At 64.7% G+C, this 22,572-nt stretch carries 25 protein-coding genes; 11 read left to right on the plus strand and 14 right to left on the minus strand.

All coding sequences use genetic code 11. The features are described 5' to 3' along the window. Positions 1-12: 12 nt before the first annotated feature. The 4 genes from mmsB to QFZ30_RS01980 form a co-directional block, all read right to left on the minus strand. Positions 13-1,323, minus strand: a complete 1,311-nt coding sequence (gene mmsB / locus QFZ30_RS01965) for a multiple monosaccharide ABC transporter permease (RefSeq protein ID WP_307072984.1) — start codon at positions 1,321-1,323, stop codon at positions 13-15. Between the two features lie 5 nt (positions 1,324-1,328). Beyond that, a complete protein-coding gene (gene mmsA, locus QFZ30_RS01970) occupies positions 1,329-2,858 on the minus strand; it encodes a multiple monosaccharide ABC transporter ATP-binding protein (protein WP_307072986.1) in 1,530 nt (509 codons plus the stop codon). Between the two features lie 111 nt (positions 2,859-2,969). After that, entirely contained in the window at positions 2,970-4,094 is a 1,125-nt protein-coding gene (gene chvE, locus QFZ30_RS01975) for a multiple monosaccharide ABC transporter substrate-binding protein (RefSeq protein WP_307072989.1), read from the minus strand. A gap of 302 nt (positions 4,095-4,396) precedes the next feature. Beyond that, positions 4,397-5,506: a DNA alkylation repair protein gene (locus QFZ30_RS01980; protein WP_307072991.1), complete on the minus strand. Its 1,110-nt coding sequence runs from the start codon at positions 5,504-5,506 to the stop codon at positions 4,397-4,399. 76 nt (positions 5,507-5,582) lie between these two features. Here QFZ30_RS01980 and QFZ30_RS01985 point away from each other — a divergent pair, with 76 nt between their 5' ends. After that, positions 5,583-6,386: a phosphatase PAP2 family protein gene (locus tag QFZ30_RS01985; protein ID WP_373462799.1), complete on the plus strand. Its 804-nt coding sequence runs from the start codon at positions 5,583-5,585 to the stop codon at positions 6,384-6,386. A gap of 6 nt (positions 6,387-6,392) precedes the next feature. Beyond that, entirely contained in the window at positions 6,393-6,704 is a 312-nt protein-coding gene (locus QFZ30_RS01990) for an MmcQ/YjbR family DNA-binding protein (protein ID WP_307072993.1), read from the plus strand. Between the two features lie 16 nt (positions 6,705-6,720). Here the strand turns inward: QFZ30_RS01990 and QFZ30_RS01995 are convergent, their stop codons facing one another. Continuing rightward, entirely contained in the window at positions 6,721-7,041 is a 321-nt protein-coding gene (locus QFZ30_RS01995; protein WP_307072995.1) for a MerR family transcriptional regulator, read from the minus strand. A gap of 149 nt (positions 7,042-7,190) precedes the next feature. Here QFZ30_RS01995 and QFZ30_RS02000 point away from each other — a divergent pair, with 149 nt between their 5' ends. From QFZ30_RS02000 to QFZ30_RS02010, 3 genes are all read left to right on the plus strand, one after another. After that, positions 7,191-7,616: an Hsp20/alpha crystallin family protein gene (locus QFZ30_RS02000; protein ID WP_307079982.1), complete on the plus strand. Its 426-nt coding sequence runs from the start codon at positions 7,191-7,193 to the stop codon at positions 7,614-7,616. Between the two features lie 74 nt (positions 7,617-7,690). Further along, a complete protein-coding gene (locus QFZ30_RS02005; protein WP_307072997.1) occupies positions 7,691-8,056 on the plus strand; it encodes a J domain-containing protein in 366 nt (121 codons plus the stop codon). 65 nt (positions 8,057-8,121) lie between these two features. Further along, positions 8,122-8,499 carry a hypothetical protein gene (locus tag QFZ30_RS02010; RefSeq protein WP_307072999.1) on the plus strand — a complete coding sequence of 126 codons (378 nt, stop codon included), beginning with the start codon at positions 8,122-8,124 and terminating at the stop codon, positions 8,497-8,499. A gap of 8 nt (positions 8,500-8,507) precedes the next feature. Here QFZ30_RS02010 and QFZ30_RS02015 read toward each other — a convergent pair whose 3' ends face one another. Further along, positions 8,508-9,917 (minus strand): AAA family ATPase, encoded by a 1,410-nt coding sequence (locus tag QFZ30_RS02015; RefSeq protein WP_307073001.1) that lies wholly within the window; start codon positions 9,915-9,917, stop codon positions 8,508-8,510. Between the two features lie 146 nt (positions 9,918-10,063). Here QFZ30_RS02015 and QFZ30_RS02020 point away from each other — a divergent pair, with 146 nt between their 5' ends. Both QFZ30_RS02020 and QFZ30_RS02025 read left to right on the plus strand, forming a co-directional pair. Next, on the plus strand, positions 10,064-10,186 hold the full coding sequence (locus QFZ30_RS02020) for a hypothetical protein (RefSeq protein WP_307073003.1): 123 nt from the start codon (positions 10,064-10,066) through the stop codon (positions 10,184-10,186). Between the two features lie 12 nt (positions 10,187-10,198). Beyond that, the gene (locus QFZ30_RS02025; RefSeq protein WP_307073005.1) at positions 10,199-11,746 is read left to right on the plus strand and encodes a glycoside hydrolase family 1 protein; all 1,548 of its coding nucleotides are present in this window, start codon (positions 10,199-10,201) and stop codon (positions 11,744-11,746) included. Positions 11,747-11,789: 43 nt separating this feature from the next. Here the strand turns inward: QFZ30_RS02025 and QFZ30_RS02030 are convergent, their stop codons facing one another. From QFZ30_RS02030 to QFZ30_RS02040, 3 genes are all read right to left on the minus strand, one after another. Next, a complete protein-coding gene (locus tag QFZ30_RS02030; RefSeq protein WP_307073006.1) occupies positions 11,790-12,896 on the minus strand; it encodes an App1 family protein in 1,107 nt (368 codons plus the stop codon). A gap of 79 nt (positions 12,897-12,975) precedes the next feature. Further along, positions 12,976-13,707: a DUF72 domain-containing protein gene (locus QFZ30_RS02035; RefSeq protein ID WP_307073008.1), complete on the minus strand. Its 732-nt coding sequence runs from the start codon at positions 13,705-13,707 to the stop codon at positions 12,976-12,978. Between the two features lie 2 nt (positions 13,708-13,709). Beyond that, positions 13,710-14,444, minus strand: coding sequence for a GAF and ANTAR domain-containing protein (locus QFZ30_RS02040; RefSeq protein ID WP_307073010.1), 735 nt, complete (start codon positions 14,442-14,444; stop codon positions 13,710-13,712). 151 nt (positions 14,445-14,595) lie between these two features. Here QFZ30_RS02040 and QFZ30_RS02045 point away from each other — a divergent pair, with 151 nt between their 5' ends. The 3 genes from QFZ30_RS02045 to QFZ30_RS02055 all read left to right on the plus strand — a co-directional run bounded on the left by QFZ30_RS02045 (position 14,596) and on the right by QFZ30_RS02055 (position 17,533). Next, complete coding sequence (locus QFZ30_RS02045) at positions 14,596-16,404, plus strand: glycoside hydrolase family 15 protein (protein WP_307073012.1); 1,809 nt, start codon at positions 14,596-14,598, stop codon at positions 16,402-16,404. Positions 16,405-16,520: 116 nt separating this feature from the next. Next, positions 16,521-16,814: a hypothetical protein gene (locus QFZ30_RS02050; RefSeq protein ID WP_307073013.1), complete on the plus strand. Its 294-nt coding sequence runs from the start codon at positions 16,521-16,523 to the stop codon at positions 16,812-16,814. Next, the gene (locus QFZ30_RS02055; protein WP_307073015.1) at positions 16,814-17,533 is read left to right on the plus strand and encodes an HAD family hydrolase; all 720 of its coding nucleotides are present in this window, start codon (positions 16,814-16,816) and stop codon (positions 17,531-17,533) included. The genes QFZ30_RS02050 and QFZ30_RS02055 overlap by 1 nt, the downstream gene beginning before the upstream one ends. 4 nt (positions 17,534-17,537) lie before the next feature. Here QFZ30_RS02055 and QFZ30_RS02060 read toward each other — a convergent pair whose 3' ends face one another. Continuing rightward, positions 17,538-17,810 (minus strand): hypothetical protein, encoded by a 273-nt coding sequence (locus QFZ30_RS02060; RefSeq protein WP_307073017.1) that lies wholly within the window; start codon positions 17,808-17,810, stop codon positions 17,538-17,540. Positions 17,811-17,968: 158 nt separating this feature from the next. On the opposite strand from QFZ30_RS02060, the gene QFZ30_RS02065 reads away from it, so the two are divergent. Then, a complete protein-coding gene (locus QFZ30_RS02065) occupies positions 17,969-19,150 on the plus strand; it encodes a zinc-dependent alcohol dehydrogenase (protein ID WP_307073019.1) in 1,182 nt (393 codons plus the stop codon). A gap of 9 nt (positions 19,151-19,159) precedes the next feature. On the opposite strand, the gene QFZ30_RS02070 is transcribed toward QFZ30_RS02065, so the two are convergent. The 4 genes from QFZ30_RS02070 to QFZ30_RS02085 form a co-directional block, all read right to left on the minus strand. Beyond that, entirely contained in the window at positions 19,160-19,966 is an 807-nt protein-coding gene (locus tag QFZ30_RS02070) for an SDR family oxidoreductase (RefSeq protein ID WP_307073021.1), read from the minus strand. A gap of 24 nt (positions 19,967-19,990) precedes the next feature. Beyond that, entirely contained in the window at positions 19,991-20,350 is a 360-nt protein-coding gene (locus tag QFZ30_RS02075; protein ID WP_307073023.1) for a VOC family protein, read from the minus strand. A 79-nt stretch (positions 20,351-20,429) separates the two neighbouring features. Next, positions 20,430-21,251 (minus strand): bifunctional allantoicase/(S)-ureidoglycine aminohydrolase, encoded by an 822-nt coding sequence (locus QFZ30_RS02080; RefSeq protein WP_307073025.1) that lies wholly within the window; start codon positions 21,249-21,251, stop codon positions 20,430-20,432. Continuing rightward, positions 21,248-22,570 carry a DUF6986 family protein gene (locus QFZ30_RS02085; protein WP_307073027.1) on the minus strand — a complete coding sequence of 441 codons (1,323 nt, stop codon included), beginning with the start codon at positions 22,568-22,570 and terminating at the stop codon, positions 21,248-21,250. The genes QFZ30_RS02080 and QFZ30_RS02085 overlap by 4 nt, the downstream gene beginning before the upstream one ends. Positions 22,571-22,572 lie beyond the last annotated feature (2 nt).

Here is a 22,572-nt window from a genome sequence, read left to right on the forward strand (position 1 = left end):
AGTAGGTCCCAGTCATTCAGGCTTGGCGGCGGAAACAGTAACAGGGCGGTCCTTCGCCTCTGTCTTGCTTTCCGCAGGCGGTTTGGATTCAGTGGTGGCGGGAGGCGTGGTCCTGAACTTGAACTTTTTGCCAATGCTGCTTCCACCGCCACCGGTGCGGTTCTTGTTGAAGATGTCGAACCCGACGGCCAGCAGGAGGACGAGCCCCTTGATGAGCTGCTGGTAGTCGGTGCCCAGGCCCAGGATGGACATGCCGTTGTTCAGCACACCCATGATCAGGCCGCCGATCATGGCTCCTGCCACGGTGCCGATGCCGCCCTGGACGGCGGCGCCGCCGATGAAGGCTGCGGCGATGGCGTCCAGTTCGAAGCCGGTGCCGCCGGCGGGCTGTGCGGAGTTCAGGCGGGCAGTGAAGACCAGGCCGGCGAGTGCGGCCAGGACGCCCATGTTGACGAAGAGCCGGAAGGTGACGGCTTTGGTTTTCACGCCGGAGAGCTCTGCCGCGTGCAGGTTTCCGCCGATCGCGTAGACGTGCCGGCCGAAGACGCTGTTGTTCATCAGGGCCGTGTACACGATCACCAGGACGGCCAGGACAATGAGGACGATGGGTGTGCCCCGGTAGCTGGCGAGGAGGAACGTGATGGTCAGCATGAGCAGTGCGACGAACGTGGTCTTGGTGGCAAACCACGCCATGGGTTCGTTCTCGAGATCGAACTTCTTGCGGATCCGGCGTTCCTTGAGTGCCTGGATGACCAGGGCAAGGGTGGCTCCGACGCCCAGGATGACAGTCAGCCACTCCAGGACCGACGTGCCGCCGGAGATGTCAGGGAGGAAGCCGCCGCCCAGGGCACGCAGTTCGGACGGGAACGGGGTGATCTGCTGGTTCTTCAGGGTGATCAGGGTGAGGCCGCGGAAGATCAGCATGCCGGCCAGCGTGACGATGAACGCCGGGATGCCAACGTACGCGATCCAGTAGCCTTGCCAGGCCCCCACCAGCGCGCCGACCAGGAGGCAGGCCGGGATGGCCAGCCACCAGGCCCATCCCCAGTGGACCATCATGACGCCGGCCACGGCGCCGATGAAGCCGGCGACCGAACCCACGGAGAGGTCGATGTGGCCGGCAATGATCACCATCACCATGCCTATTGCCAGGATGAGGATGTAGCTGTTCTGGACCACAAGGTTGCTGACGTTCTGCGGCTGCAGAAGGATTCCGTCGGTGAGGACCTGGAACAGCAGGACGATCAGGATCAGGGCGACGAAGATGCCAACCTGCCGGAGGCGGCTTGTCAGGAAGCCGAGGGATTCTCGTAGGGCGGACATGGTGGCTATTCCTTCTCTTTGGTCATGTAGTGCATAAGGGTTTCCTGGGATGCTTCGGCGATAGGGACCTCACCGGTGATGTGGCCCGCTGACAGGGTGTAGATCCTGTCGCAGATCCCCAGGAGTTCCGGCAGTTCGGACGAGATGACGATGACTGCTTTTCCTTCAGCCGCCAGCCTGGCAATGATCGTGTAGATCTCGAACTTGGCGCCGACGTCGATACCCCTGGTGGGTTCATCAAGGATCAGCACGTCCGGGTCGGAGAACATCCACTTACTCAGCACCACCTTTTGCTGGTTGCCGCCGGACAGTTTGCCGGTGATGGCGGCAACCGACGGCGCCTTGATGTTCATGCTCTTGCGGTAGCTGTTGGCCACCACCGTTTCCTGGTTGCTGTCTACCCAGCCGCCCTTGACCAGCTTGCGCAGCGCAGCCATGGAGATGTTCCGTTTGATGTCCTCAATGAGGTTCAGGCCGTAGAGCTTGCGGTCCTCCGTGGCATAGGCGATGCCATGCCGGATGGCTTCCGAAACGGTGGAGGTGTTGATTTCCTGGCCGTACTTGAACACCTTCCCGGACATTGCCGTGCCGTAAGTGCGTCCGAAGACGCTCATGGCAAGTTCCGTCCGGCCGGCGCCCATCAGCCCTGCGAGGCCCACCACTTCGCCCTTGCGGACGTTGAGGCTGGCGTTATGGACCACCATGCGTGAGTGGTCCTGCGGGTGCCGGACGGACCAGTCCTCGATCCGGAGGACTTCCTCGCCGATCTTGGGGTCGCGGTCCGGATAAAGACTTTCCAGGTCCCGGCCCACCATGCCGCGGATGATGCGTTCCTGCGTGATCTGGCCTTCGTCCAGCCGGAGCGTTTCGATGGTCTTGCCGTCGCGGATGATGGTGACGGCGTCCGCCACCTTGCGGATCTCGTTGAGCTTGTGGCTGATGATGATGCTGGTGATTCCCTGGCCCTTCAGGTGGAGTATGAGGTCCAACAGATGGCCGGAATCTTCGTCGTTGAGAGCCGCCGTGGGCTCGTCAAGGATGAGCAGCTTGACTTCCTTGGAAAGCGCCTTGGCGATCTCGACCAACTGCTGCTTGCCCACGCTGATGTGCTGGACAGGAGTGATCGGATTTTCGGACAGGCCCACCCTGGCCAGCAGCTTGGCCGCCTCCAGGTTGGTTTTGCGCCAGTCCACCCAGCCGTTCTTGGCCTGCTCGTTGCCAAGGTAGATATTCTCCGCGATGGAGAGGTACGGGCTCAGCGCGAGCTCCTGATGGATGATGACAATGCCGCGCTTCTCGCTGTCGTTGATGGTGGAGAAGTCGCAGGGTTCGTTTTCGAAGAGGACGTCTCCGTCGAAGGAACTGTGCGGGTAGACGCCGGACAGGACTTTCATGAGGGTGGATTTCCCGGCCCCGTTTTCACCGCAGATGGCATGGACCTCGCCGCGGTTCACTTCCAGGGTGACGTCCTGCAGGGCTTTCACGCCCGGAAAGGTCTTGGTGATTCCTCGCATTTGAAGAATGGGTGTATTCATCGTCAATTCCCACTGACTGGTTGGAAAACTGGCCCACCTGCGGATGCAGGGGCCAATGGACGGGTTGTGGCCGGGCCGGTCAAGGCCCGGCCACAACCCCGTGACGTTTGTTTATTTCACGTCAGCGTCGGTGTAGTAACCCGAGTCTATGAGTTCCTTCTTGTAGTTGTCCTTCGTGATGATGACGGACTTCAGCAGGTAGGCCGGAACAACCTTGACCTTGTTGTCGTAGGTCTTGGTGTCGTTGGTTTCAGGCTCCTGGCCCTTCAGGACGGCGTCGACCATTTTCACGGCCTGCGCGCCGAGCTGGCGGGTGTCCTTGAAGATGGTGGAGTACTGCTCGCCGGCGATGATGGACTTCACGGAGCCCTTCTCAGCGTCCTGTCCGGTGACGACAGGCAGGCTGCCCTTGGCGTAGCCGCCGGTGCTGGTCAGCGCCGAGATAATGCCGATGGAGAGTCCGTCGTACGGGGACAGAACGCCGTCGAGCTTGGTGCCGGAGCTGTACGCCGCGGTCAGGATGTCTTCCATGCGCTTCTGGGCTACGGGAGCCTGCCAGCGCAGGATGGCTGCCTGCTCGAACTTGGTCTGGCCGCTGGGGACCTTCAGGGTGCCTGCATCCAAGAACGGCTTAAGCGTGTCCATGGCGCCGGTCCAGAAGAAGTTGGCGTTGTTGTCATCCGGGCTGCCGGCGAAGAGCTCGACATTGAACGGACCCTTGCCGTCCACCTTCTTGCCGCTGGCATCAACCAGGCCAAGACCAGTCAGCAGGGAGGTTGCCTGCTGGACGCCCACCGTGTAGTTGTCGAAGGTGGTGTAGTAGTCCACGTTGGGGGTGCCGTTGATGAGGCGGTCATAGGCGATGACCTTGACGTTCGATTCCTTCGCCTTGGCCAGGACATCGGTGAGGGTGGTGCCGTCGATCGCGGCGATAATCAGCGCCTTGGCGCCCTTGGTCAGCATGTTCTCGATCTGAGAAACCTGCGTGGGGATGTCGTCGTTGGCGAACTGAAGGTCAGTCTTGTAGCCCAGTTCCTTCAGCGACTTCTCGACGTTGCCGCCATCGGCGATCCAGCGCTCGGACGTCTGCGTGGGCATCGAAATGCCCACCAGTGAATCGCTGGGATTGGCGCTGGCAGTGGATGCGGCTTCGCCGCCTCGGCTTCCGCAACCAGTGGCCCCCACAGTGACTGCGAGGACGACGGCGACGGCGCCCAGGAGTTTCTTAATTCTCACGTTTATTTCTCCTTCCGCGGGCCGCTAAGTCCGCGAAGTGTTGCTAAGTCGGCAAGCATCTGCGCTTACCGAGAGAGTGGGGCGGCCAGTATTACCTGGTCATTTTGATGCCCCGGTCCGGAGTCCCCAGGCATCCAAGGAGCCGCGGGCCGGCAGGGAGCCGTACTCCCTCCCAGGCCTTGTTGCGGATCCTCTAAGGTTGTTAGTACTGTTAGCGCTAACAACTGCGAGCTTACTACCTGCTGCCGATGTGAGTCAAATCACTTTTTAGCAACGGCGCAGTGGCAGGGCTGCCTGGGCCGTCACAGTTGCACCAGGAAGTCAGTGCGTGCGTGGCGGACACCGTTGATCTGCACCTCCAGGGAATGCACGCCCGGATGATGCACCCTGGTGGTCATGGGCCTGAACAGATGGCGCTTTGAGAGTGCTTTGGTCTCGCCCGCGGCCAGGGTAAGTGTGGTTATCTTGAAGACCTTGGCGGCCTGGCTGCCGTTGGCTTTGAGGTAGTGGACCACATAATCCACGGCGAGCCGTACGTCCTCGGTGCCAGTGTTGGAGATGTCGAAGTCGAACACAAGTTCCGCCGGCATCTTCACCACCTGCCGGTCAAGCCGGGGCGCAGTCACCGCGACCGACGCCGGGGCGAACCCCTGCAGCGAAAGCGCGCCCGGATGTGCGTTCTTGATGAGGGTTCGCAGTCCGTGCCTGACCACCCACGCGGTATTGGCGTCGGGTGCGGCCAGCCAGGCTGCCGCTGTCATCACCACAGTCCCGGGTGCGTGCCGGGCCAGATCGTTGAGGTGGTTGGCTACTGACCGCCGCACATACTCGGAGGGATCCCGGTAGAGGGCGTCCAGGATGGGAACGGTTGCTTCGGGGCGCTGAACCAACCCGGGAACCCGCACGGCCCATGGAAGATAGGCCCGCGTCCCCTCGCTGGCCAGGCGCCGGACGTGCTCATCAGGGTGGGCTGTCCAGATCAGGATGGCCTTCAGTGCACGGTCCGGATCCCGGGCCAGCAGGCGGCGGATGGCGAACTCGCCGGTGAGCCGGGGCGTCAACTCGGTGAGCAGTACCAGGCAGTCGTCGAAATCTTCTGCTGTGCCCGACTCCAGTGCCAGGGTGACTGCCGCTTCGGACACCGGCCACAGGATCCAGCCAGTGAAGCCGGGGAGGGACAGGGCCCTGCGGAACATGCGTGCCGCCGTCGTGTAGCCCGGTCCGGGCAGCCCGTGAAGCTCTGTGAGCAGCGCGTGGCTAACATGGTCCGTGCGTTGGCGCAGGCTCATGCCGCCCAGTGTGGCGGCGGCAGCAGACACGTGAGGCCAGGGCGTTCCCGGTGCGGCCGCGGCGAGGATTTCCGTGAGCGATTCAACGCCCTGCCTGTTGATCAGTTCATTCATCACGCCCATTCAGTCAGGCTACCGCGGGCGGTCCGCTGTAATCTTCACGTTAGGAGAGTCATCAACGACGCAGGACGGAATCACAGTGGCAGAGCGGTCGGGAACAGGAAAGTCCGGCGCTTCGGGCAAGAACGCTAGCTGGTGGCGTGTCTTCCATGACAAGTTCGTGGTGGAGGAACGTTATATGGACCCCGACGCGCGCAGGGGCCTGTACCGGACCGCGGTGGTCCTCATGGGCTTGGGCACGGGCCTGTTCATTGCCACCTTGGTGGGTTTCCTGCAGTGGAGCGGGCTTTCCGCAGCGGATGAATCCTCCCGCAACTGGCTTCTTACGCTCCGCTCGGAGCCGCTGACCGGCGTGATGATCTTCCTGGCTGTGATCTTCGGGCCCATTGCCCTGCCGATCATTGTGCTGGTGGTCACCGTCGTGTGGGGGTTCGCAGCAAGGCACGCCTGGCGCCCCATTGTCCTTGCGGCCGCCATGCTTACCGGCGTTCTGGTGTCGCAGATCATCCTGCCGATCGTCAGGCGGTCCCGGCCGCCCCTGGAGCTGATGCTGTTCGGAGCCGACCACACCTTTTCGTTCCCCTCCGGCCATGTCCTGGGCGCCTGCGACTTCCTGTTGGTCACTGCGTTCCTGATTTTCTCCCGGCGCGAAAACCCGCGGGCGGCCGTCATCGGCTTTGTGGGTGCCGGCATCGGGATTCTCCTCGCCTCGATAAGCCGGCTTTACCTGGGCTACCACTGGGTGAGTGACGCCCTGGCATCCATCTTCCTGTCGCTCGTCATCCTGGGAGCCGCCATTGCGCTGGACACGTGGCGGACTGCCCGGATCCCCGGCGAACGGATCACGGGTGAGCTCTCCAAGGCAGACGCGCCGGGGGACTGAGGCCACATGGCAACCGAAGAGGACGTTCGCCGGGCCTGCCTGGCATTGCCGGGGGTTACTGAGCGCAGCAGCTGGAACCAGCCCGCCTGGTTTGCCAAGACCCTCATGGCCCGCATCTGGGAAGACGGCATCCTTACGGTCAAAACGGAAGAGCGTGAAGCCCTCGCCGGTACCGATCCTCAAACCTACTTCTGGACGCCGCACCACCAGCGTTCGCCCCAGCTGGTGCTGATCCGCCTGGAAAGGGTGGGCGCGGATGAACTCGCCGAACTGCTCGAGGAGTCATACCTGCTGGCCGGTGGGCGGGGCCCGGTTTGAGCGTGCCAGTCCCTGGCTAGGTCCCCGGACGTGACCGCGCACGTTTGAGTGCGCGGTGCAGTTTGGCGTTCGCTGCCTCAAGTTCCAGGACCTTGGCTACTCCTGCCAGGTTGAGTCCCTGGTCCAAGAGTTCTCCGATATGCAGCAGCATGGCTATGTCCGAATCGCTGTACTGGCGGGTGCCGCCAGACGTGCGGACCGGAGTGAGCAGGCCCCTGGTTTCATAGAGCCGGATGTTCTGCTGTCCTGTTCCCGCCAGCTTGGCTGCCACCGAGATGGCGTACAGCGCACGCCCTGCCCTGGGTTCCGGCAACCGCCCTGATGAACCGTCTGTCATGTCTTCTCCAAAAATCCTTCTCAAGAATCCTTCGTGCGGTCTTGCCTCAGTTTCCCACTGGTGCTATAAAAAATCTATATCCACCACCATAGATAACGACGTGGATATGACTGGATTTCAACATCTAGGAACTGAAGGAGTAGGAAATGATGTTGATGCGTACGGACCCGTTCCGTGAGCTGGACCGGCTCACCCAGCAGGTCTTTGGTACAGCGGCCCGGCCGGCGGCCATGCCCATGGACGCGTGGCAGGAAGACGGCGAATTTGTGGTCGCGTTCGACCTTCCGGGTGTCAAGGTGGACTCCGTGGACCTGAACGTCGAGCGCAATGTACTGACGGTCAGGGCGGAGCGCCAGGACCCCACGCAGCCCAATATCGAACTGGTGGCCTCGGAGCGTCCGCGCGGTGTTTTCAGCCGGCAGCTCATCCTCGGCGACACGCTGGATACGGACAATATCAAGGCCAGTTACGACCAGGGCGTTCTGACGCTGCGGATCCCCGTGGCGGAACAGGCCAAGCCGCGCAAGATCGAAATCGAAACCAAGCAGGAGCAGATGCACGAGATCGGAACCTAGCCGGTTCGGTGCGGGCGCAGGCAGCGTGACGTCGTGCCTGCGCCCGCCGTCGTCCGCTGGTGAAGGGCCCAGATATGGACAGCTTTCCGGACTACTATGCTGCACTGCGTGTAGAACCCGGGGCCACGCAGCAGGAGATCTCGCGTGCCTACCGGACACTGATGCGCACCCACCACCCGGACGTCGACGGCGGCGCAGGGGGCGGCGCAGCAGTGGACCGCGGGGTAAAAGACAATGAGCTGCTGATGATCATGCAGGCGTTCTCCGTCCTCCGCGATCCAGAACGGCGGGAAGCCTACGATCGAACTATCGCGGGGCAGGAGGAAAGCGGCGCCGCTCCGCACAGCGTCCCGGTCCGGAAGGTACACAGCCAGGCCGAACCTTCCGCCCACACCATCCGGATCACCCCGGTGCGCTGGGAAAGCGGACCATGGGTGTGATGCAGCAACAGCCGAGGCAGCCACAACCGCAAGGAGGCGGACAAAACCATGAGGCGGACAAAACCATGAGCGAGTGGCGTCGCTACGATTCCCACCTGATTCCCGCGTTCCATGAACGTTTCGAAGAACGCTGGGGCCAGGGGACTGCCCCCTTCCTGGACCCTGAAGCGCACGAGGAGCCCGTTCCCCGCGCCCAATGGATCAACCCCTCCACCGGCGCAGCACTGGCAGTTGTTCCCGTGTGGACGTCCGAGGAGGGGCAGCAGCGTTCCTTCGGCGTTTTCTACCTCCCGCCTGCCGGAGACATCTGGGTGCTCCGGCCCGGTTACACCGGTTATCTCGAACCAGCGGACGGCGACACCGAACACCTCGCGACGCTCCGGAACGATGCCTTCAGGAAAGCCGTGGCACATGCCAAGGAGTTCCTGTTCGGCTCGCAGTAAACGTTCCGTCAGCCGAGCGCGGGGAGGTCTGCGGCCCTCGCCGGTTCGCCGCTGCCCAGCAGGCTGCGGGTGAGGGATTCGGCGTCGGCCATCAGGTCCTCCACCGCGGCGGCCAAATGGGCATCGGACGCCGGGATGCTGTCCAACGCCGCTGCCACCACCGCCCGCCGGACCAACTCCCGGGCGAATGAGGCGGTGGTGCCGGCGGTCTGCTCGGCGGCGGCGTCCAGTGCTTCGGCGCTGAAAGCCACCTGCCGCCCGTACAGCTTCAGCAGACCCACCCGTTCCTCCAAGGCCGGGAGCGGGATTTCCACGGCCAGGTCCACCCGGCCGGGGCGCTGCGCCAGGGCGCGCTCCAGCAAGTCAGGCCGGTTCGTGGTGAGGACAAATGCGACGTCGGCGTCGTTGTCCAGCCCGTCCATGGCATCCAGCACGTCAAAAAGCAGCGGCTGCGGTCCGTGCCCGAAGCTCCTGTCTTCGGCGATCAGGTCGCAGTCCTCCAGGACCACAATCGAGGGCTGCAGCGCCCTGGCCATGCGCGCCGCGTCCGAGATCCTTGCGAGCGAACCGCCTGAGAGGAGGATCGCCGTCGCCCCTTCGCTCTGGCTCAGCAGGTAACGCACCGTATGTGTCTTGCCGGTTCCAGGCCGGCCGTAAAGCAGGATGCCCCGCTTGAGGTGCTGGCCGTGGCGCTTGAGGGATTCGCGGTGGGTTGCGATGCCCACAGTATGGTCCGCCACCTTCTGCAGGAGCCCACCGGGAAGGATGACGTCCGAAGCCGGCAGATTGGGGCGGTGGTGGAAGGTGACCCCGGCGCTGCTTGGCCCGTATTCTGCCGTGGTCAGCGAGATGATCTGGCCCTTGAGCACGCTTTGGCTCTCCATCCGGCTGCGGTACTCGGCCAGGAAGTCCGAGCCGGCTTGCGGATCCGCCGCCAACAGTTCCAGGGATGCGGACGGGCGCCCGGAACGCGGGTCCGCGTCGCGCTGCAGGACGGCCATGGGGTAGCCGGCAAAGGTGAAGAGCCAAAGACCCAGCGCCACTGCCTGGCGCTGCTTTTCAGGTCCCACCGCCAGGTTGGTGTAGTCAGGCTGCGACAACGGAAACTGCGGGAAGAGCTGGGACTGCTGCACCATGTCACTCAGGGACTGGTGGTGCCGCTGGCCGCCGCCGCCGATCCCCACCAGCCGGCTGTCCGGGTCCTGGGCGGCGAACTCCGCCATCAGGATGTCCGCGTCCACGAAACGGTGAAGCGGGACGTTTTCCACCACCACGGCCAGGCTTTCGGCCGGTGCACCCAGATGCTCCGTCAAGGCCTCCAACAGTTGCTTTCCTGCCTGCTGCCGGGGGTTTCCGGCCTGCGCCAGCTGGACCAACGCGGCAAAATCGTCGATGAACTTCCCCAGTTTTTCATCCATCCCCTGACCCTAGCAGGAGGCGTCGACACGACGGCCGGAGCCTCCGCTGGCCCACCTGTTACGGCCGCAAATTTTCCCTCGTCAGGGGGTCCGGCCATGTGTCATTCTGGGACTTACCAGTTCCGCACCCAGCAAAGGAGTTGGCCATGTTCACGCCCAAGGGAACGACCACCGGCTTGCCCACGGAGCGCAAGGGAATCATGCGAGGATATGGTCCGGACATCGCGTTGTCCAAGGACCCCGCAGGCATCATTTCTCTCCGTCGTTAAGGGCTGATTTCCATGCACATCACCGCCAAGGACCTGGCTGGACTCATTCCGCCTGGGTTCACGCTGGGCGTTGCCACGTCCGCATTCCAGATCGAGGGCGCGCTCGACGAGGACGGCCGCGGTCCGGCCGGCTGGGATGTGTTCTCGGCCAAGCCGGGGGCCATCGTGGACGGCCACAGCCCCGCCGTAGCCAGCGACCACTACCACCGGATGCCTGATGACGTGGCCCAGATGAAGCAGCTGGGCGTGGACTCCTACCGCTTCTCGCTCTCCTGGCCGCGCATCCAGCCCAAGGGCAGCGGGCCGGTGAATCGTGCCGGGCTGGACTTCTATGACCGTCTCCTGGACGAACTGCTGGCCAACGGCATCTCGCCGATGGTGACCATCTACCACTGGGATACACCACTGGCCCTGGACGACGCCGGCGGCTGGCTCAACCGGGACACCGCCTACCGTCTCGGGGAGTTCGCTGCGATCGCCGCCGCTGCCTACGGCGACCGCGTAGCGCGCTGGGTGACCATCAACGAGCCCGCCACGGTCGCCACCAATGGTTACACCCTGGGCCTTCACTCGCCCGGGGAGGCGCTGCTGCTCGATGCCCTACCCGCTGTGCACCACCAACTGCTGGGCCACGGCCTGGCCGTCCAGGCGTTGCGGGCGGCGGGGGTGCCGGGAGAGATCGGCATGTCCAACGTGTATTCACCAATGGTTCCCAATACCATCAATCCCCTGGACAAGCTGAGCGCCGGCGTCATGGACATCGCGCAGAACCGGCTTTATGCGGATCCTGTGCTCACAGGCAAATACCCGGACCTGATCCGGGCCGCGAAGTTCTTTGGCTCCTTTGACCACCCGGATGAGGACATGCTGATCATCTCCCAGCCGCTGGACTTCTACGGGCTCAACTACTACATGCCCACCAAGGTGGCGGTGGGTTCCGGTGACGGTGCCGTTCCGGCGGGGATGGCGGAAGCCATGGGGTCTGACCTCACCGCGGCCGCCGGCAGCGGGACGCCCTTCCACATTGAGCCCTGGCCCGAAGCGGACATCACCGCCTACGGCTGGCCGGTGAAGCCCGAATACATGGGCGTGGCCCTGAAGGAAATGGCAGAGCGCTACCCCAACCTGCCGCCCGTCATCCTCACCGAGATCGGCGCCAGCTTCGAGGACATCATCGTCCGCGACAAGTCCACCAATAACACGTTCATCCCGGACGAGCGGAGGCTCAAGTACCTTTCGGACCACATCGAAACTGCGCTGCGGGCCACGGCGCCGGGCGGAGAAGCTGAGGCTATAGACCTGCGTGGTGTGTACGTGTGGTCGCTCCTGGACAACTTCGAGTGGTCAGCCGGCTTAAACCAGCCGTTCGGCCTGCTCCATGTGGACTTCGACACCCTGGAAAGGACGCCTAAGGCGTCCTACTTCTGGCTTCAGGAACTCATCGAGGAACGGAACTTGGCCACGGCGGCGGACGCCGCCGTCGCCAAGGCCATCGGCCCGAAGCCCACTGATTCGGAAGCGCCGGACGACGACGTTCCCGCGCTGGACGCCACAGCTTAGCCAGCCGGCCGTACTTCAGGCAGGAGCTTCCCGGGCCAGAAGCCTAGAGGAGATCAAGGGTTGTGAGCTGCTTCGCCATTCCGGCGCCGTCGGGCGAATAGATCCACGGCACCACTGAGGTGCTGTGGTCGCCGTCGTCGGAGTGGCCGCCGGCGAACACCGACTCGCTGATGGAAAGCTGCCGGATGGCGATGGCAGCCACCTTGTCCGCATGTTCCCGGGCGAAACCCGAGTAGATTTGCTCGTCGTGCTGGCCATTGTCACCGATCAGGAGCCAGCGCATGTCCGGAAATTCCTTGGCAAGGCGTTCCAGGTTGCGGTGCTTGTGGTCCTGCCCACTGCGGAACCAGCGGTCCTGGGTCAGTCCCCAGTCCGTGAGCAGGAGGGCGCCGGACGGATACATGTTGCGGTTCAGGAACCGCCCCAGGGTGGGGGCCGCGTTCCAGGGGCCCGTGGACAGGTAGATCACCGGGGCGTCCGGGTGTTCAACGGTGAGCCGGTCCAGCAGGACTGCCATCCCGGGAGTGGCCATCCTGGCGCGTTCGCTCAGTACAAAGGTGTTCCACAGGGCCAGGAAAGGACGTGGCAGGGCGGTGACCATCACCGTATCGTCGATGTCGGAAACGATGCCGAACTTCACATCGGGGGCAATCACCCTGATGAGCGCCTCCACGGGGTCGGTCCCAGCGGCCCGGAGGACGGCCGTGTGCCAGCCGGGGGAGAGTTGGACGTCCACCACGGTGTCTATGAGCCCGCCCCGGTCAGCCTTGACGCGGGTCACGACGTCGCCGATGGTGATTTCCACATCCGTAAAATGCACGGGAACGCTGGTAAAGGCCCGCCATCCGCGCACGTTCTGCGTGCCGTTGCGGGCTGCATGTTCCGCGCTGCTGCCGGGGGCTGGTTTCTTGGTGAGCAGGACGCGGCCCAGCACCCGGACCCAGCCGGTGGATCCGTAGCCTTGGTAGGCGACGGTCTGGGGCACGAAGTTCCACCGCCTGGCCAGCTTCATGCGGGCGACGTTGACGCCGTCGGAAAGCCGGTGCGCCAGCCTGAAGACCTGGTTGCCGGACACCGTTGTGCCGTGTGGTGTGCCATTCGGTGCGACCTGTGGTGCGTTCTGCGATGAGTCCTGCGGAGCCCTGTCCATTCCTCCACTCTGCCACAGGGCGACCCGCGGTGCGGAGGGGAAGGGCAGGTTTAGCAGCTTCGGCATGCTTCCGTGACGTTCAGCCTTCGCCGACGATCCAGCGGAGCGTCTCGGCGTTCCGCACGGCGTTCCCGCCGCCGTCGTTATTGAAATACACAAACACGTCCTGTCCACGTCCGGACCACTCGCGGATCCGGTCCGCCCACCAGTGCAGGTCCGTATCCGAATAGGATCCGCCGTACAGGTGTTGGTGATCCGGTCCGTGAAGCCGCACATAGACAAACGGAGCCGTGGTCTTCAGGATGCACGGGAGATTCGCTCCGCTCATGATGCAGTAGGCTGCCTGATGCCGCTCCAGCAGGCCGAATACGTCCGGATGGTCCCAGCTGGGATGGCGGAATTCGACGGCCACCCGGATCCACCACGGCATCGCGGAGAGGAAGTAGTCCAGCCGGGCATCGTCCCGGCCCATCTGGGGCGGCAGCTGGACCAGCAGGACGGCGCGTTTGTCGCCAAGCTCATGCCAGCAGCGGGCAATCCGCTCCAGCCAGACCTCCGGCGCGTAGAGCTTTTTGCCATGTGTCAGCCCGCGCGGGGCTTTGACGGACATCGAGAAGCCGGAGGGGAGCCGACGGCGCCAGCTGGCGAACGACGTGTCCCTGGGCCAGCGGTAGAAACTCGCGTTGAGTTCAACGGTGCCGAAGCGGGAAACATAGTGCTGGAGCCGGTCCCTGGCCGGAAGCCCCGGCGGATAGAGCACGTTCTCCCAGTGGTCATAGCTCCAGCCGGATGTGCCGATGTGGATGGCCAAGGTCAGACGAAGTGGGTCTTGAGTGAACCGCCGCCGGCGGAGTACACAATAGCGGCGGCCACTTCCCTGAGTTTCACGTTCCGTGTGCTTGATGCCGATTTGATGAGCTCGATCGCCTCGTCCTGGCTGCAGCGGTTCTGGGCGATGATGATGCCCACGGCGGTGTCGATCACGGTGCGGGAGTCCAGCGCTGCCTTGAGGTTCGTGGCGGCATCGGAGCGCTGGGCAAGCCTCACGGCCAGGCGGAGCCCCTTGGACGCCTGCGCTACGTAACTGACCGCGTGCTCTACGGCTTCTGCGTCGAAGGCGTGGGCCCGGTCCGAATAGAGGTTGAGTCCGGCCCTGGCCTCGTCGCCCGACAGCTCAAAAGGAACGGCCAGCACTGAATGGATGCCGTGCTCCAGGACAACCGCCGTGTAGTCGGGCCACATCGTTTCCGTCCTGAAGTCAGGTATATGCACCAGGACGCCCTCCCTGGCGCATCTGAGGCATGGCCCGTCGTCGTAGTTGTATTGGAGCTCGTCCAGCAACTGTGCCCGTTCCCCGCTGCTGGCTACGGTGGCCGCCGTGCGATGCCGCAGCAACGTGATGCCGCAGAGCACTTCGCCACGCGGCCCGGACAGGTCTTCGGCCGTATACCGGGCAAGTTCGTTGAGAAAGTCCCCTACGTCCTGGGTGTCCAGGAGAAGGTCCTGGACCTTTCCGGAGACCATTTCGGGCGGTGAAGGGTGTTCCATGGGTGCCTCCCGTGTTGCCGGCCAAGTAGGGCCGCTCTGGCGGTCAAAAGGCCAGCACTGACGCCGTTCGGCAAGCTGCTTTACCGTATTTTCAGGCTACACCCCCTTTGCTCCGAGGCCCCTCGGAGGATCCATGTGGCAATGTATGGGAATGGCGCGAATTGAAGATTACGCGGTGGTTGGCGATCTCCACACTGCTGCCCTGGTGAGTACCGCCGGGTCCATCGATTGGCTGTGCCTTCCGCGGTTCGACTCCCCGGCCTGCTTCAACGCACTCCTGGACACGCCGGAGGCCGGGCGGTGGCTTCTTGCCCCTGAGGGTGGCGGCACCTGCGCCAGGCGGGGCTACCGGGACGGGACACTTGTCCTCGAAACGGAGTGGGAGACCCCCCAGGGGACAGTCCGCGTGATCGACTTCATGCCGCCGCGGGATGAAGTGGCGGACATCGTGCGGATCGTGGAAGGCGTCAGCGGAACGGTCCGGATGCACAGCGAGCTGGCGCTGAGGTTCGACTACGGGCACATAGTGCCATGGGTCCGCAAGGATGAGCTGGGCGTTCATGCGATCGCCGGCCCGGACGCCGTCTACTTCGTCACGAAGGCGCCCGTCAGCGGTGAGGACATGCGCAGCGTAAGCGACTTCACGGTGCGGGCGGGGGAGCGGGTCCCGTTCGTCCTTACCTGGGCCCCCAGCCATGTCCCGCGCCCGCACTCCGTGGACGCCGAAGAGGTGCTGGGCACCACAGTGGCATTCTGGCGCGGATGGGCGTCCCAATGCACCGTCAAGGGCAAATACCAGGATGCCGTGGTGCGCTCACTGGTGACATTGAAGGCCCTCACGTACGCACCGACGGGCGGCATCGTTGCGGCCGTGACCACGTCCCTGCCCGAACAACTCGGCGGACCCCGCAACTGGGACTACCGATACTGCTGGCTGCGGGACGCCACCATGACGCTGCAGGCGCTCCTGGCCGCGGGCTATACAGCGGAGGCAGCCGCCTGGCGGGATTGGCTGCTCCGCGCAGTGGCGGGGGATCCGGCGGACCTGCAGATCATGTACGGGATCCACGGTGAACGGAGGCTTCCGGAGATGGAGCTGCCCTGGCTCGCCGGTTACGAAAACTCCACCCCGGTGCGGATCGGCAATGGCGCCGCGGAGCAGTTGCAGCTGGACGTGTGGGGCGAAGTCCTGGACTGCCTGGCCTTGACGCGCAATTCCCTGCTAAAGCATCCGGATGAGGCCTGGGACGTGCAGGTCGCGCTGATGCAGCACCTGGAAACCATCTGGGACCAACCGGACAACGGCCTCTGGGAGATGCGCGGACCGCGCCGCCATTTCACGCACTCCAAGGTGATGGCCTGGGTTGCCGCGGACCGGATGGTGAAGGGGGTCCGTGAGTCCGGGCTGCCTGGTCCTGTTGAGCGCTGGGAGGCTCTTCGGGACACCATCCACCGGGACGTCATGGCCAACGGCTTCGATGCCGCACGCAACACGTTCGTGCAGGCATACGGGCGCCCTGAGCTGGATGCCAGCCTCCTGCTCATCCCGCGGGTGGGGTTCCTGCCCCCGGATGATCCGAAGGTCGTGGGGACCATCGACGCGATCCAGCGCGAGCTGACCGAAGGCGGTTTTGTTCTCCGGTACCGTCCCGCAGACAGCGACGACGGACTTCCGGGGGACGAGGGCGTGTTCCTTGCCTGTTCGTTTTGGATGGTGGAGGCGCTCCTGGGTGCGGGCCGCCGTCGGGAATCTGTTGAACTCTTTGAACGCCTGCTGGAGCTGCGCAACGATGTGGGCCTTCTGAGCGAGGAGTGGGCAGTCCGGGCAGGCCGGCAATTGGGCAACACACCCCAGGCATTCAGCCACTTCGGGCTTGTGACCAGCGCCTTGGAGCTGCATCAGGATACGTTTCGCCGGAGCGATATGCCCATTCCCCCGGAGTCGGGGAGAGTGGCGTAGTTGCCTGCAAGGGGATGCAGCACTTCTCCTTGGCAGAATCGGTAAGTATACTTACTAACACTTCATGGGGTTGTTCCCAAAAGGCACAGCGCCGTGACTGACGAAGGGTGGTTGGAATGGCTGGACATTTCGAACTCGTGGATGCGCCTGACGGTGGCTACAGGGTCAGGATGCTGGATGGTTCAGGAAGCCTGATGGCCATCTCGGTGACCTTTCCTACCAAGCGCGCAGCCGTTGCCGGTGTAGCCATGGCGCGCGAGATCGCCGGCACGGGCCTGATCAGGGACCTTAGCCATGACGGGGCGGGGACCGTCATCAGGGAGCGGGTCCGGCCCGTTGGGTCGGCCAAGGAAATCGCCGCACTGCGCGCCAAGAAACTGTCCGGAACCAGGCGGGCCGCGGTCAGCTGATGGCGTCCCATGGCGATGGCCAGGCGGGCGCCAGACGACGGCGGGCGGTCCTCTTTGACGTGGACGGGACGCTGGTGGACTCTGCCTATATCCACACGGTCGCGTGGTGGCAGGCCTTCCGCCAACAAGGGCACGATGTGCCCATGGCCTCCATCCACCGGTGCGTGGGGATGGGCGGAGCCCGCCTGGTGGACAGTCTCCTGCCTTCCGGCCGTGACAAGTCTGCCGACGAGGTGATCCTGGCCAGCCACGCTGCCCTCTTTGCCGCCAGTTGGCCCTTGCTGCGTCCCTTGGGCGGCGCGAAGGAACTGCTGGCGCAGTGCCATGCAGGCGGGCTGGCGGTGGCTTTGGCTTCGTCTGCGCGCAAACAGGACCTGCAGGCCACCAGGAAGGCTCTGGGTGCGGACGCCTTCATCCATGCGGCCACCAGTGCCGATGATGCCACGGCCAGCAAGCCTGCGCCGGACATCCTGGTTGCCGCGCTGGAAGCCGTCGGGGTGGAGGCTGCGAATGCCGTCTATGTTGGCGACGCGGTGTGGGACATGAAAGCGGCGGCAGCGCTGGACATTCCGGCGGTGGGGCTGAGCTGCGGCGGCACGAGCGCGGCCGAACTCCGCGACGCCGGCGCCGCGGAGGTCTACGAAGGGCCGGGGGATCTTCTGGCGAACCTCCATGCCGGTGCCATCGGCAGGTTGCTTTCGTTGGAGTCCCGGGTCTGATGGGCTAGACGGACGCGCCGCCGGCAGCGTTGTTCCTCTCGGCGGTGCCATTAACGACGCCTTCATCGGCGGTGGCGGGTTTGGCCCAGGACACTGCAACCTCAACGGAACCGTCGTCGTTCCGTTCCACGTCAGTGACCACCTCGGACACGCTCGCGCCCATGGCCAGGATCTTCGCCCGGTAGGTGGTGACCAGCTCCTCCAGGCTGGATTCCGTCCATTCGCCGGGGCGCATGCGGGTGGAAATCTCAACTGGTTCCGGCTGGTAGAGCGTCATGGCGGGTCCTCTTCCCTCTCTCTTGATGAAACATTTCCCTCTCTACGCTAGGAGCCTTGGCCCGCCACCACAAGGATTTAATCAGTGTGCTTACTTTTGTCCCGCAGAGCGGCTAGCGTCGAATCAGCGGCGCTCGTCCGGACCACGAAAGGAAGACGATGAAGGCACTTACGTGGCAAGGCAAGCGCTCAGTAAGCGTGAAAGACGTACCTGATCCGGTAATCCAGGAACGCACAGATGCCATCGTCCGGATAACTTCCACGGCAATCTGCGGTTCGGACCTCCACCTGTACGAGGTGCTGGGGCCCTACATGCACAAGGGTGACGTTATTGGGCACGAACCCATGGGCATAGTGGAGGAAGTAGGCCACGGTATCACCAACCTCCGCACGGGCGACCGGGTTGTCATACCGTTCAACATTTCCTGTGGCCATTGCTACATGTGCCGCCAGGGGCTTCAGTCACAGTGTGAGACGACGCAAGTTCGGGGCAAAGGCTCAGGGGCCGCACTGTTCGGGTACTCCGAACTGTACGGCTCCGTCCCGGGCGGCCAGGCCCAGTACCTGCGGGTGCCGCATGCCGACTATGGCCCGGTGAAGATCGGGCAGGAGTTGCCGGACGAGCGTTACCTCTTCCTCTCCGATATCCTCCCCACGGCCTGGCAGGGCGTGGAGTACGCCGATGTTGCGCCTGGCGGCACGCTGGCGGTGCTGGGCCTGGGCCCGGTGGGCCAGTTCGCTGTCCGCATCGGAGCCGTCCGTGGCCTGCGCATTCTGGGCGTGGACCCCGTTCCGGAGCGGCGCGAGATGGCGGCGCGGCACGGCGCAGAGACCGTGGATTACAGCGATACCCTCGCAGCGGAGCTTCGGGAGCTGACAGACGGAAGAGGACCCGACGCGGTGCTCGACGCCGTCGGCATGGAGGCCCACGGTTCGCCGGCGGCAGGTTTTGCCCACCAGGCGCTGGGGCTGCTGCCGGACAAGCTCGCGCAGAAAGCCATGGAAACCGCCGGCGTGGACCGGCTGGCGGCACTGCATACAGCGATCGACGCAGTGCGCCGCGGCGGAACCGTCTCGCTCAGCGGTGTCTACGGCGGCCAGGCCAGCCCCATGCCGCTGCTTAGCATGTTCGATAAGCAGATACAGCTGCGGATGGGCCAGTGCAATGTCCGGCGCTGGACTGATGAACTGCTTCCTTTCCTCGAGGACGACGCCGATCCGCTGGGTGTGATGGACCTGGTCACCCACCGGGGGACGCTGGATGAAGCCCCGGCGCTGTACGAGAAGTTCCAGAAGAAGGAAGACGGCTGCATCAAGGTGGTCCTTAGGCCCTGGGGCTGACTTGTCCTCCTAGCCGTGGTGGCGCTCCCGCCACGCATCATCCTCAAGGTGGGCGCCGGCCATCGGCCCCATTTGAAGCATGCCTCCGTCCACGGCCCAGGACGCCCCCGTGACGTAGGCTGACGCCGGCGATGCCAGGAAGGCCACCACGGCGGCTACCTCCCTGGCCCTCCCGGACCGGCCAAGCGGAATGCCGGGGTTGATGGCCGGCTGCGGGTCGTCGCCTTCTTTGCCCGACATCGGCGTGGAAATGGCGCCCGGGGCCACGGAGTTGGCGGTAATCCCGAACTCCGCCAGCTCCAGGGCGATGGTCTTGATGAGGCCGCCCAGCCCATGCTTGGCCGCCACATAGGCTGCCGCATGGACCTTGGGCTGTGATTCGTGCACGCTGGTGACGGCGATGATCCGCCCACCCCGGCCAGCGGCCACCATCCGCCGCGCCGCCGCCTGGATGCAGATGAACGCGCCGTTGAGGTTGATGTCCATCGTGCTTGCCCAGGTCCGGTACTCGAGGTCAAGGAATCCGCGGCCGTCGCCCGCACCTGCATTGTTAACGAACACATCCACTCCGCCCAGCTGATCGGCCAGCTCATCAATGACCGCGGCGCAGCGGGGGATGTCGGTGGTGTCCAACCGTACGATAACGGCCCTTTGCCCGGCAGCTGCCACCTGGTCCGCAGTGTGCCGTGCGCCCGCTTCATCCGAGTGCCAGGTGACTCCCACATCCAGTCCTGCCTGTGCCAGGGCAACAGCCGTGGCACGGCCGATTCCGGAGTCACTTCCCGTGACGATTGCGGTACGGGGCAAGAATTCCACAGTCCTGTCCTTTCGTCGCGGGCACTATGCGTGGGCCACATCCACTACGCAGAAGCGGTTGCCGTCCGGGTCAGCCAGCACAATGAAGTCGGGGTCGTCAGGATAGAGGTCCCAGTCCACCCGGGTAGCACCCAGGTCGAGAAGGCGGGCCACCTCGGCGTCCTGGTTGTCCGCGTAGAGATCCAGGTGGATCCGCGGGTGCTCCTGCACAGGGGTCTCGCTGAGCATCAGCGCAAGCCGTGCCCCGCCGCCCGTCTGCGGGATGAGCACCACCCAGGTGTCATCACCGTCCTCACGCGGGACATAGCCCAGGGCGTCGCACCAGAAAGCGGTGGACCGGGGAACGTCCTCCACACCAAGAACCGTGGTTCCAATAGCCAGCATGCTTGTATGCTTCCCCGATTGGCGCTGTGGATCAACCCTTGTGGCAGAGTCGGCGCGCCGAACACGGCGTCTGGCTTGGCTAGGTGAGGCGGATCTGGCGGTTGACGTCCTTGTAGAGGAGGTATCGGAACGGGCCGGGACCGCCCGCGTAGCAGGCCTGCGGGCAGAACGCGCGGAGCCACATGAAGTCGCCAGCCTCCACCTCCACCCAGTCGTCGTTGAGGCGGTAGACGGCCTTGCCTTCCAGTACAAACAGGCCGTGCTCCATGACGTGGGTTTCGGCGAAGGGGATGGAGGCGCCGGGCTGGAACGTCACGATGTTGACGTGCATGTCGTGCGCCAGGTCGTCAGGATCAACGAACCTGGTGGTGGCCCAGGCGCCGTTGGTTCCGGGCATGGGCCGGGGTTCCACGTCCTGGTCTCGGGTGACGAAGGACTTTGCCGTATGCCCTTCCAACACTTCGTAGGCTTTGCGGATCCAGTGGAAGGAGGCGGCCTCTCCGTCGGCCGGGGCGTCGTTTCTGAGCTTCCAGTCCGAACCTGCGGCCAGGTAGGCGTAGCCGCCGGCCTCAAGCCGGTGGGTCTCACCGTCGAGTGTCAGGGTCAGCGAGCCCTTGGTCAGGAAGATGACGCCTTCGACGCCGGCCTCGGCTTCGGGCCTGGTGCTTCCGCCGCCGGGGGCTACTTCCACGATGAGCTGGCTGAAGGTGGTGGCGAACCCGGCGATGGGGCGGGCGATGATCCAGGACCGGGTCTTGTCCCAGCCCGGGAGGTTGGACGTGACGATGTCCCGGAGCACGCCCTTGGGGATGACTGTGTAGGCCTCCTTGACCACGGCGCGGTCCGTGAGGAGCTGGGTCTGCGGTGGCAGGCCGCCTTCGGGGGAAAAGTAGGTGCTCATGGGTTTGCTCCTTGCGGTGTTGAAGGCGGCGGTGCCGACGAGTGATGGGAGGGTTTCGCGGCCATCCGCGGGTGCGCCAGCCCGGTCAAGCGTGCAAGCCCGACGCCGGCCAGCGCCTGGACCTCCTCGGCCCCGACGGCGCCGCACTGGACGCCGCGGAGGACAAATGCGGCGAGCGCGCGTGCCGTGGCGGGTTCGTCCATGACGCCGCCCTCCGTCCGCTGCACATAGTTGCGCAGGCGTGCCGCGGCGGCGGGCAGCCCCTGCCGGTAAAAGGCATACGTGGCTGCGAAGCGGCTGGGCAGCTGTGCCGGATGCAGGTCCCAGCCCTGGTAGTAGCCGCGTTCCAGGGAACGCCGGACCAGGCGTCCGTGGAGCTGCCACGCATTCTCCACGTTATCGCCCACGGGGAGAATGTTGGTGGAACCGTCCGACAGCCGGATGCCGGTCCCGGCCACGGCCAGCTGCATGACCTCCTTGGCGAAGTCAGCCACAGGGTGCTCCATGGACTGGTACTCGGCGGAAATCTGCAGTGACGCAGAGTAGTCGTAGGTGCCGTAGTGGAGCCCGCTGATCCGGCCCGGAACCACATGCGGCAGCTGTGCGACGGGAGCGGTGCCCTCCGGGCCCAGGATGAGTTGCGGCGTTTCCACCTGGACCTCGAACCGCAGCCGCCCCGGGGGGAGCGAGTGGATTTCCTCCAGCCGCGTGACGGCGTAGTCCATGGCCTTCACCTGGGCAACCGTGGTGACCTTGGGCAGGGTGAGGACCAGCCCGTCCGGCAATTCGCCGGCCGAAGCCAGGCCTGACACGAACAGGTCAAGGGTGCGCAGTGCGCGGGCCCGGGTGGCGGCCTCGAAGCATTTGAACCGGATCCCGATGAAAGGGGGCGCGGAGCCGGCCGCGACAGCGATGGCCACAGCGGTGGCCGCGGCAACCGCTGCCGCGTCCTCGGCGTCGTCGCCCCTGTCCCCGAAACCGTCCTCGAAATCCAGCCGGAGGTCCTCGATCGGTTCGCTTGCCAGTTTGGCTTCAACGCGGGAGCCCACCGCCTCCGCCACCCCGGCGTCCTGCCCCAGCAGCTGCCCCAGCTGTTCCAGCCCGCCGTGCGCCGCCGCCGTCGCCAGTGCCTGGGCACCCCAGTCAGCGGCGAACGACGGGGTGAACCGGTCGGCCGGAACGTAGACGGTGTGGACGGGCTGGCGGGAGCCGTCGTCGCCCGGGTAGTTCCGGTCCAGCAAGCGGTCCGTGGCCGCCAGCTGCGCATCGATATGCGCGGTGTCCGCCGCGGAAAGCGAGAGCGCGGGCGATACCGCCACGG

Origin of the sequence: Arthrobacter pascens (assembly GCF_030815585.1) — a bacterium.
Taxonomy (GTDB): Bacteria; Actinomycetota; Actinomycetes; order Actinomycetales; family Micrococcaceae; genus Arthrobacter; species Arthrobacter pascens_A.

What these genes read in the sequence shown, in the direction of transcription:
- QFZ30_RS02020 (WP_307073003.1), top strand. Translation starts at nt 10,064, where the DNA reads ATGTTCACGCCCAAGGGAACGACCACCGGCTTGCCCACGGAGCGCAAG.
- QFZ30_RS02075 (WP_307073023.1), bottom strand. Translation starts at nt 20,350, where the DNA reads ATGCTGGCTATTGGAACCACGGTTCTTGGTGTGGAGGACGTTCCCCGG.
- QFZ30_RS02050 (WP_307073013.1), top strand. Translation starts at nt 16,521, where the DNA reads ATGGCTGGACATTTCGAACTCGTGGATGCGCCTGACGGTGGCTACAGG.
- QFZ30_RS02025 (WP_307073005.1), top strand. Translation starts at nt 10,199, where the DNA reads ATGCACATCACCGCCAAGGACCTGGCTGGACTCATTCCGCCTGGGTTC.
- QFZ30_RS02055 (WP_307073015.1), top strand. Translation starts at nt 16,814, where the DNA reads ATGGCGTCCCATGGCGATGGCCAGGCGGGCGCCAGACGACGGCGGGCG.
- QFZ30_RS02010 (WP_307072999.1), top strand. Translation starts at nt 8,122, where the DNA reads ATGAGCGAGTGGCGTCGCTACGATTCCCACCTGATTCCCGCGTTCCAT.
- QFZ30_RS02080 (WP_307073025.1), bottom strand. Translation starts at nt 21,251, where the DNA reads ATGAGCACCTACTTTTCCCCCGAAGGCGGCCTGCCACCGCAGACCCAG.
- mmsA (WP_307072986.1), bottom strand. Translation starts at nt 2,858, where the DNA reads ATGAATACACCCATTCTTCAAATGCGAGGAATCACCAAGACCTTTCCG.
- QFZ30_RS01980 (WP_307072991.1), bottom strand. Translation starts at nt 5,506, where the DNA reads ATGGGCGTGATGAATGAACTGATCAACAGGCAGGGCGTTGAATCGCTC.
- QFZ30_RS02040 (WP_307073010.1), bottom strand. Translation starts at nt 14,444, where the DNA reads ATGGAACACCCTTCACCGCCCGAAATGGTCTCCGGAAAGGTCCAGGAC.
- QFZ30_RS02005 (WP_307072997.1), top strand. Translation starts at nt 7,691, where the DNA reads ATGGACAGCTTTCCGGACTACTATGCTGCACTGCGTGTAGAACCCGGG.
- QFZ30_RS02030 (WP_307073006.1), bottom strand. Translation starts at nt 12,896, where the DNA reads ATGGACAGGGCTCCGCAGGACTCATCGCAGAACGCACCACAGGTCGCA.
- QFZ30_RS02060 (WP_307073017.1), bottom strand. Translation starts at nt 17,810, where the DNA reads ATGACGCTCTACCAGCCGGAACCAGTTGAGATTTCCACCCGCATGCGC.
- QFZ30_RS02000 (WP_307079982.1), top strand. Translation starts at nt 7,191, where the DNA reads ATGTTGATGCGTACGGACCCGTTCCGTGAGCTGGACCGGCTCACCCAG.
- QFZ30_RS02065 (WP_307073019.1), top strand. Translation starts at nt 17,969, where the DNA reads ATGAAGGCACTTACGTGGCAAGGCAAGCGCTCAGTAAGCGTGAAAGAC.
- QFZ30_RS02045 (WP_307073012.1), top strand. Translation starts at nt 14,596, where the DNA reads ATGGCGCGAATTGAAGATTACGCGGTGGTTGGCGATCTCCACACTGCT.
- QFZ30_RS02015 (WP_307073001.1), bottom strand. Translation starts at nt 9,917, where the DNA reads ATGGATGAAAAACTGGGGAAGTTCATCGACGATTTTGCCGCGTTGGTC.
- mmsB (WP_307072984.1), bottom strand. Translation starts at nt 1,323, where the DNA reads ATGTCCGCCCTACGAGAATCCCTCGGCTTCCTGACAAGCCGCCTCCGG.
- QFZ30_RS01990 (WP_307072993.1), top strand. Translation starts at nt 6,393, where the DNA reads ATGGCAACCGAAGAGGACGTTCGCCGGGCCTGCCTGGCATTGCCGGGG.
- QFZ30_RS01995 (WP_307072995.1), bottom strand. Translation starts at nt 7,041, where the DNA reads ATGACAGACGGTTCATCAGGGCGGTTGCCGGAACCCAGGGCAGGGCGT.